Here is an 8047-nt window from a genome sequence, read left to right on the forward strand (position 1 = left end):
GGAGCCGCGATGAAGTTCGTACCTGAGACATCTTTGCTGAGTCCGCGGATCGCCAAGGTCACGGACGCGGCCCGTACCGGTGACCTGACGGCGCTGGACGAGTTCTGGCGGGACCTGGACACCGCCGGGTCGCCGCTGATGGAACAGCTCGGCGAGGAGGGGCAGACGCTCGTCACCTTCGTCTGGCGCGATCCCGGCGACACCGAGAACGTCCTCGTCGTGCTGTACAGCGCACCGAGCGAGGGCGATCTCAGCCGGTACACGATGAAGCAGGTCGAGGGCACCGACCTCTGGTACGTGTCGTACCTGCTGCCATCCGATCTGCGGACGACCTACCTGCTGTCGGTGAACGATTCGCTCAAGCCGTACACGTCGTACGCGGAGGTGCTGGAGCGGTTGCCGTTGTACCAGCCCGATCCGTTGAACCGGCGCGACTACCCGATCTTCGGGAACGAGCAGAACAAGTACGTGGTGTCCGTACTCGAACTGCCTGACGCACCGGCGCAGCCGTGGAACATCGCGCGACGCGGCGTACCGATGGGCAAGAGCCAGTTGCACACAATGGACAGCGCCGCTTTGGGTACGCAGCATCACGTCAGCGTGCACGTACCGGCTGGGTACACCCCGAACGGCGATGACTACAACATCTTCCTGCTGTTCGACGGTTGGGCGTACTACAACTTCGCCGCGGTCACGACGGTGCTGGACAACCTGCAGTACACCGGCCGGATCCCTCCGTATGTGCTGGTGATGCACAGCAATCTGGATCAACAGGTTCGAGCGCGGGAGCTGCCCTGTCATTCGCCGTTCCACGACTTCCTCCGGGACGAGCTGATGCCGTGGCTGCGCCGGAACTACAACGTCACCACCGATCCAGCGCGTACGGTCGTCGGCGGATCGTGCTTCGGTGGACTGGCCGCCGCGTACGTCGCGTACCGGTCGCCGGACCTCTTCGGCAACGTGATCTCGCAATCCGGGTCGTTCTGGTGGCCGGGGAAGAACAGTGAGCTCGAGGACCAGTGGCTGACCGAGCAGTACCGGAGCAGCCCGAAGCTGCCGATCCGGTTCTCGATGGAGATCGGCAGCCTGGAAGGGCCGATCGGTGAGTACGACCCGATGGGTACGCACCGGGCGATGCGGGACGTACTGCTGGAGAAGGGGTACGAGATCGACTACTCCGAATACATGGGCGGCCATGACCTGATCTGCTGGCGCGGCTCGCTCGTCGACCGGCTGCTGTCCTTCCACGCGAAGGTGGCGGCCCGATGAACGCGGTGATCATGGTGCTGGCCGGCGACGGCACCGGTCCGGAGGTCACGGATCAGGCGGTCGAGGTACTGGAAATGGTTGCCGAACTGTACGGGCATCGCTTCATGATCCGGACCGGGCTGGTCGGGATGGATGCGATCGAGGCGTACGGCACGGCCATCTCGGAGGACACGCTCGCCGGCTGTGCACAGGCTGACGCGATCCTGTTCGGGGCGGTTGGTGGCGTTGCGCAGGTCGGGGACGGTCCGCGGCCGGAGCAGGCGCTGTTCCGGTTGCGTACCTCATTCGAGCTGTTCGCGAACTTGCGGCCGGTGCGTCCGTTCGGGGCGTTGGTCGACGCTTCGCCGTTGAAGCCTGAGTACCTCAAGGGCACGGACTTGCTGTTCGTACGCGAGTTGTCGGCCGGGTTGTACTACGGGCATCTGGAGACGGTGCCGGGGAAGCCGAGTGAGATCCGGCGGCGTGGTGATCGGATCGAAGCGATCGACACGCTGTTGTACACCGAGGATGAGATCGAACGCGTTGTCCGTAGTGCGTTTGAGCTCGCGGGTGCGCGGCGGCGGCATGTCACGTCGGTGGACAAGGCGAACGTGCTCAGTTCGTCGGTGCTGTGGCGACGGGTAGTTGAGCGGGTCGGGCGGGAGCATCCTGAGGTGAGCTGGGAGCACCTGCTGGTGGACACCTGTGCGATGCGGTTGATCCGGAACCCGGCTGAGTTCGATGTGATCGTCACGGAGAATCTGTTCGGCGACATCCTGACCGATGAGGCGTCGATGCTTGCCGGGTCGATCGGGATGTTGCCGTCGGCCAGTCTTGGTTCGCGGCGGACGCCTGGTGGGGTGTTCGGGTTGTACGAGCCGGTGCACGGGTCGGCGCCGGACATCGCGCGGCAGGATCGTGCCAATCCGATCGGGGCGATCTTGTCGGCGGCGATGTTGTTGCGGCATTCGCTTGGGTTGGCATCCGAGGCGGCGGCGGTGGAGGCGGCTGTCGAGGCGGTGCTTGCGGACGGGTTCCGGACCGAGGACATCGCGTACGACGGGGGGACTGCGGTTGGGACCGCTGAGCTTGGTCTGCGGGTGCGGGAGCAACTGGCGATCACGGACCAGCAGAACCAGCGGTGGCGGCGATGGTAACCGGCGACTCAACTGCCGGCCTGGAGGAACAGCGCCGGATAGTCCGGCAAGCCCGCACTGAACTGCTGCAACGCCATCGGACAGGTAGTTCTGGTGTTGGGGTGGAGCCGCCTATTCGGGTGATGGCTCGGGTTGTTCAGGAGCTTCGGCGGGAGTGTGCGGCGCGGCGGTTCGACCCGGCGGCGGCGCGGCTGGAGATCGTCGACCGGACGATCGGCGACGTCAACCTCCGCCTGGTCACCGAATGCGAAGGCCCCGAGGGCGGGCCCGGTGACTACCGGATGCTCGCCGACGAACTCGGCATCGCCCTGCCCGGCGAAAACCTGAACGGCTACGTCGCCACCGGCGGCGTCTACCGCTGGCTCCGCGACCGCATGACCACCGCCGAACGCGAACTACTTGCCGCCGGCTACGACCCCCGCATCTACGACATCCACGGCATCGGCAACCCCATCCTCCGCGACTGGCTGGCCGACGACCTCCGCCCCTGGGGCTTCACGCTCTCCGCCGCGAACATCGCCCTCGGACTGGGCGCAACCGACTGCATCGACAAGGTCCTCCGCGGCCTCGCCCACCACAAAACCCCCGGCGCCATCCTGTTCGCCACCCCCGGGTTCAACATGCCCGAGCTGCAAGCCACCGCGTACGGCTACCGCCTGCACCCAGTCCGCACCGCCCCCGAAAACAACTTCAAACTCACCGCCGACCTACTCGAGCAAGAACTCGCCACCAACCCCGACATCACAGTCGTCTATCTCACCATCACCAACAACCCCACCACCTTCGCGTACACCCCGGACGAGCTCTCCGAACTGCAGTCCGTCCTCAGCAAGGCACAGGTCTACCTACTAGCGGACCTCGCGTACGTAGGCACCGGCCCACCGGACGACGACCGGGAGCGCATGCGCCGCCTCACCGCGGACACCGACCTCACGCCGTACCTGATCTGCGTCGGGAGCTTCTCCAAGACGCACACCTTGACCGGCGAGCGGTTCGGCTGGGTGGCATTCGGCGACACCGCGTTCGCCGCCGCAATGGGTGCGAGCTGGACGAACAGCGTCGGCTCCCTGCCCGGTGACTGGCAGCTGCGCTACATGGCGTACCACACGCTGTTCCGCCGTGATCCCGGACTGATTCCGAAGATCCGGGCCTTCTACCGGCTCCGCCGGACCAGCCTGCGCGAGCAGTTGCGGCAGTACGACGCGGAGCACGGACTGTTCGACCACATCTACCTCGACGACGACGCGACCATCTACAACTGGAGCCGGCTCAGACCCGGAGCCGATTGTTTCGAGGTGCTCGAGAAGACCGGCATCGCCGGCATCCCGGGCTCGACTTTCGGCTACTCGGACGACTACATCCGCTTCTCGGTCGGGATCTCGCCGATCAGCTTCGACGGGAGCCACCCACGGACGCATTGTGAGGCTGGACATGACCTGCATTGACGTACCCACGAACTTCAACTGGAACAGCGACGAGAACCCGATCGCCCCGATGCCGGCCGCGATCGCCGCCGAACCACCACCCGAAGCGGTCGCCCGGACGGTGCTGCTGTCCGAGTGCCTGCGCGACGGCCTGCAGGGCGTCCCCCGGTACCCGTCGACCGAGCTGATGGTGCGATATCTGCATCTGCTGGACGACTTCGGCATCCGCCAGGCGACAGTCGGCATCTACCCGGGCAACGCGGACTCGCTCGACTCCGCGATGAAGGAACTACTGGCCCGGATGCGCGATGAGGTCCCGTCAATCGTGCCGACAGTGCTGTCACTGTGCACCGACGACTCGCTGAAGTGGACCGCCGAATGCCGGCAGATCCACCCGGCGCTGGAGTCGCTGGTGTTCATGGGCACCGCTCCGTCCCGTCGGCTCGCGCAAGGGTGGGGCATCGGTTTCGTACTGGACAAGCTCGGTACGTACATCCGCCGTACGACCGAACTGGGTATTCCGGTGATCGCCGGCACCGAGCACACCACCCAGACGTGTCCCGAGGAAGTGCGGGCGATCCTGAACGCACAGGTCGCCGCCGGGGCGTACTGCATCGCGCTCGCCGACACGATCGGCGTCATCCGGCCGCTCGGGACGTACCGGCTGGTGTCGTTCGTCCGGGAAGAGCTGGCGGCGATGGGTACGCCAGAAGTGCGACTCGACTGGCACGGGCATCGTGACACCGGCAACGCACTGGCAAACGCGATGGCCGCGATCTCCGCCGGGATCGACCGCGTCCATGTGGTGTCCCGCGGTGTCGGTGAACGCTCCGGCAATGCGGCGCTCGAAGAGGTCGTGCTGAATTTGGCGGCGATCCAGCAAGAGGCCGGCCTGCCGGTGCCGTGGAAGCTGGACCGGCTGCTCGAACTGATCTCGTTCTACCAGGACATGGTCGGCGTACCCACGCCCGAGCACGGCGTCCTCGGCCGCCGGTACAGCCACACCTCGTCCGGGATCCACGCGGACGCGATCCTCAAGGCGCACGGTCTGGCCGACAACGCCCGCGCGGACCAGGACTTCGTCCTCGAAACGAAGCTTCGGGAGATGGCCCGCACGGTGTACTCGGCGGTCGACCCGGCCACGATCGGCGGCGTCCAGTCGGTCGGCGTCAGTCCGTGGAGCGGGCACAGCACGGTCAAGCTCGCGTACCTGAACAGCGGCCGCGACCCGCGCGAGCTGACGCCGGTGCTGATCGAGCGGGTCCTTGCCCGCGCCAACGAACTCGGCCGGGAACTCACCCCCGCCGACCTGGAAGCCTGCTACCGCGAAGGGAAGGCGATTCATGAAGTCCAGTGACCGGCCGCGGACGATGTTCGACAAGATCTGGGACACCCACCTGGTCCGGGACGTACCCGGCGAGATCCCGATGCTGTACATCGATCGGCACCTCACCCACGAGGCCACCTCGCCCCAGGCCTTCGCCGGGCTCCGCGTCCGCGAACTACCGGTGCACCGGCCGGAAACCGTGGTCGCGGTCGTCGACCACAACGTACCGACGCTGCCCGGGCGCCGGTTGATGGACGTGGTCGACCAGCCGAGCGTGCTCTGCATCGAGACGATGGCCGAGAACGCGCGCGACTTCGGCGTGACGTTGCTGGACATGGATCATGAGGACCAGGGCATCGTGCACGTGATCGGTCCCGAGCTGGGGCTTTCGTTGCCGGGGACAACGTTGGTGTGTGGGGACTCGCACACCTCCACGCACGGTGCGCTGGGGATCTTCGCGATCGGCATCGGGACCAGCGAGGTGGAGCATGTGCTCGCCACCCAGTGCCTGCTGCAGCACAAACCGCGCACGATGAACATCCGCATCGAGGGACGGCTCGCCGACGGGGTGTCCGCCAAGGACATCGCGCTGGCCCTGATCGGCCGGCTCGGTACGGACGCGGGGACGAATCACGTCATCGAGTTCACCGGGTCTGCCGTGGAGGCGCTGTCGATCGAGGGCCGGATGACGCTGTGCAACATGGCGATCGAGGCCGGTGCCCGGGCCGGCATGGTGGCACCGGACGAGCACACCATCGAGTACGTCCGCGGCCGGCGGTTCGCTCCCGCGGGCGAGCTGTTCGAGCGGGCCGCGGCGCAGTGGCGGGAGCTGGCTGCCGATCCCGGGGCGGTGTACGACGTCGTACACCGACTGGACTTGGCGGACCTTGCGCCGCAGGTCACCTGGGGTACGAACCCGGGCATGGTCACGGGCGTGACCGGGACCGTACCCGATCCGGAGGTGATTCGGGATCCGGAGGCGCGTGCGGGGGTGCGGCAGGCGCTCGAGTACATGGGGCTGACCGCCGGGCAGCGGATTCAGGACATTCCGGTGGACACGGTGTTCATCGGGTCGTGCACGAACTCGCGGCTCGAGGACCTGCGGACCGCGGCCGGGCAGGTCAAGGGTCGGCGGGTCGCGGACGGGCTGCGCGCGATCGTCGTACCGGGCTCGATGAACGTCCGCCGGCAGGCCGAGGACGAAGGGCTGGCCGACATCTTCCGCGACGCCGGGTTCGAGTGGCGGGCGGCCGGCTGCAGCATGTGCATCGCGATGAACGGCGACCGGCTGTCGGCCGGCGAGCGGTGCGCGTCGACCAGCAACCGGAACTTCGAGGGCCGCCAGGGACGCGGCGGCCGGACTCATCTGGTCAGCCCGGCGACCGCGGCGGCGACCGCGGTCGCCGGGCACTTCGCCGACGCGCGGCAGCTGTGGTGGAAGGAGATCCGGTGAAACAATTCAGTACGCATGACGGGCTGGTCGCACCGTTGCCGCGGGCAAACGTCAACACCGACGACATCATTCCGGCGCGGTACCTGAAATCGATCCGGCGAACCGGGTTCGCGGCCGGGCTGTTCGGGAACTGGCGGTATTTGCCGGACGGCGCGACACCCGATCCTGAGTTTGTGCTGAATCAGGCTCGGTATCAGGGCGCCAGCATTTTGGTGAGCGGCGACAATTTCGGCTGCGGGTCGTCGCGGGAGCATGCGCCGTGGGCGTTGAACGAGTACGGCTTCCGCTGCATCGTCGCGCCCGGGTTCGCGGACATCTTTCACAACAACTGCTTCAACAGCGGGATTTTGCCGATCACGCTGGAGTCTGCCGAGATCGACGTACTGGTCAAGTCGCTAGATGTTCCCGGTGCGCGGTGGTTCGTGGATCTGCCCGGGCAGACGGTGGCGGACGGCTTCGGAAATACGTTTGCCTTTGGCATCGACGCGTTCAAGAAACGGTCGTTGCTGGCCGGGCTCGACAACGTCGACTGGTCGTTGTCACATCGCGGCGACGTGCTCGCGTACGAGGAACGGCGCCGGGCCGAAGCGCCGTGGCTGTTTTCCTGATTCTTGTGCAATCCGACAAATGGAGATGAGGCAATGGACGACACCGAGGTGAAGAAGGTTCTCGTCAACGACGAGGAGCAGTACTCGCTCTGGCCCGACTACCTGACCGTACCGGCGGGCTGGAAGGAAACCGGGGTGAGCGGCTCGAAGGACGACTGCCTCGCGTACGTGAACGAGGTCTGGACGGACATGCGCCCACGCAGCCTTCGCGTCCAGATGGACGGCACCCACACCGCCTAGGAGGACACTCTCATGGACCGTCTCGTCGAACGCCTCAGCGTCGAAGGACAGGACATCGTCGTCGGCGGACCCTCGCCGTCGGTCGAGGAATTCCATCACCGGCTGACCGAACTCAAGTACGTGTTCCTCAAGTTCACCGGTACCCGTGGCGGCACCGATCTCGGCGTCCGCGTCGACGACGCCACCGACCTCGGCACCGCCGACTTCACCACCGCGACCGGCAACGTCCACGTCGAGGGCACCCTGACCCTCAACTTCCAGCCCGTCCGCTGCATAGCCGACATAGACCTCACCACCCTCACCGGCACCGGCCACCTAACCCCCGCCGACTGACCCCCCAACCGCCGCGGCCGGGACTCCCTCTCAGCAGCCCCGGCCGCGGCCCCTCCCCCTACACGCGCCCCCTCACCCCACACTGCCTCTACGCGCCCCGCCACACCCCACGCCGCCTCTACCCGCCGCGCTGCCTCTACGCGCGGCCCCTCACCCCACACTGCCTCTACGCACCCCGCCTCACCCCACACTGCCCCTGCGCGCAGCCCCTCACCCCACACTGCCTCTACGCGCACCCCGCCTCACCCCACACTGCC

8 protein-coding genes are annotated in these 8047 nt (G+C 66.7%); all 8 read left to right on the forward strand.

The window, feature by feature from the left end:
• Positions 1 to 9 precede the first annotated feature (9 nt).
• The gene (fes, locus tag ABD260_RS36425; protein ID WP_344241369.1) at positions 10 to 1269 is read left to right on the forward strand and encodes an enterochelin esterase; all 1260 of its coding nucleotides are present in this window, start codon (positions 10 to 12) and stop codon (positions 1267 to 1269) included.
• A complete protein-coding gene (leuB, locus tag ABD260_RS36430) occupies positions 1266 to 2405 on the forward strand; it encodes a 3-isopropylmalate dehydrogenase (RefSeq protein ID WP_344241371.1) in 1140 nt (379 codons plus the stop codon). The genes fes and leuB overlap by 4 nt, the downstream gene beginning before the upstream one ends.
• A 122-nt stretch (positions 2406 to 2527) precedes the next feature.
• On the forward strand, positions 2528 to 3850 hold the full coding sequence (locus ABD260_RS36435; RefSeq protein WP_344241373.1) for a pyridoxal phosphate-dependent aminotransferase: 1323 nt from the start codon (positions 2528 to 2530) through the stop codon (positions 3848 to 3850).
• Positions 3837 to 5186, forward strand: a complete 1350-nt coding sequence (locus ABD260_RS36440) for a hypothetical protein (protein WP_344241375.1) — start codon at positions 3837 to 3839, stop codon at positions 5184 to 5186. Before ABD260_RS36435 ends, ABD260_RS36440 begins: the two co-directional genes overlap by 14 nt.
• Positions 5173 to 6609 (forward strand): 3-isopropylmalate dehydratase large subunit, encoded by a 1437-nt coding sequence (leuC, locus tag ABD260_RS36445; protein WP_344241377.1) that lies wholly within the window; start codon positions 5173 to 5175, stop codon positions 6607 to 6609. The genes ABD260_RS36440 and leuC overlap by 14 nt, the downstream gene beginning before the upstream one ends.
• The gene (gene leuD / locus ABD260_RS36450) at positions 6606 to 7217 is read left to right on the forward strand and encodes a 3-isopropylmalate dehydratase small subunit (RefSeq protein WP_344241379.1); all 612 of its coding nucleotides are present in this window, start codon (positions 6606 to 6608) and stop codon (positions 7215 to 7217) included. Before leuC ends, leuD begins: the two co-directional genes overlap by 4 nt.
• Positions 7218 to 7250: 33 nt before the next feature.
• A complete protein-coding gene (locus ABD260_RS36455) occupies positions 7251 to 7457 on the forward strand; it encodes an MbtH family protein (RefSeq protein ID WP_344241381.1) in 207 nt (68 codons plus the stop codon).
• Positions 7458 to 7469: 12 nt separating this feature from the next.
• Positions 7470 to 7790 (forward strand): hypothetical protein, encoded by a 321-nt coding sequence (locus ABD260_RS36460; RefSeq protein ID WP_344241383.1) that lies wholly within the window; start codon positions 7470 to 7472, stop codon positions 7788 to 7790.
• Positions 7791 to 8047 lie beyond the last annotated feature (257 nt).

The organism is Kribbella hippodromi (assembly GCF_039531045.1).
Classification (GTDB): Bacteria; Actinomycetota; Actinomycetes; order Propionibacteriales; family Kribbellaceae; genus Kribbella; species Kribbella hippodromi.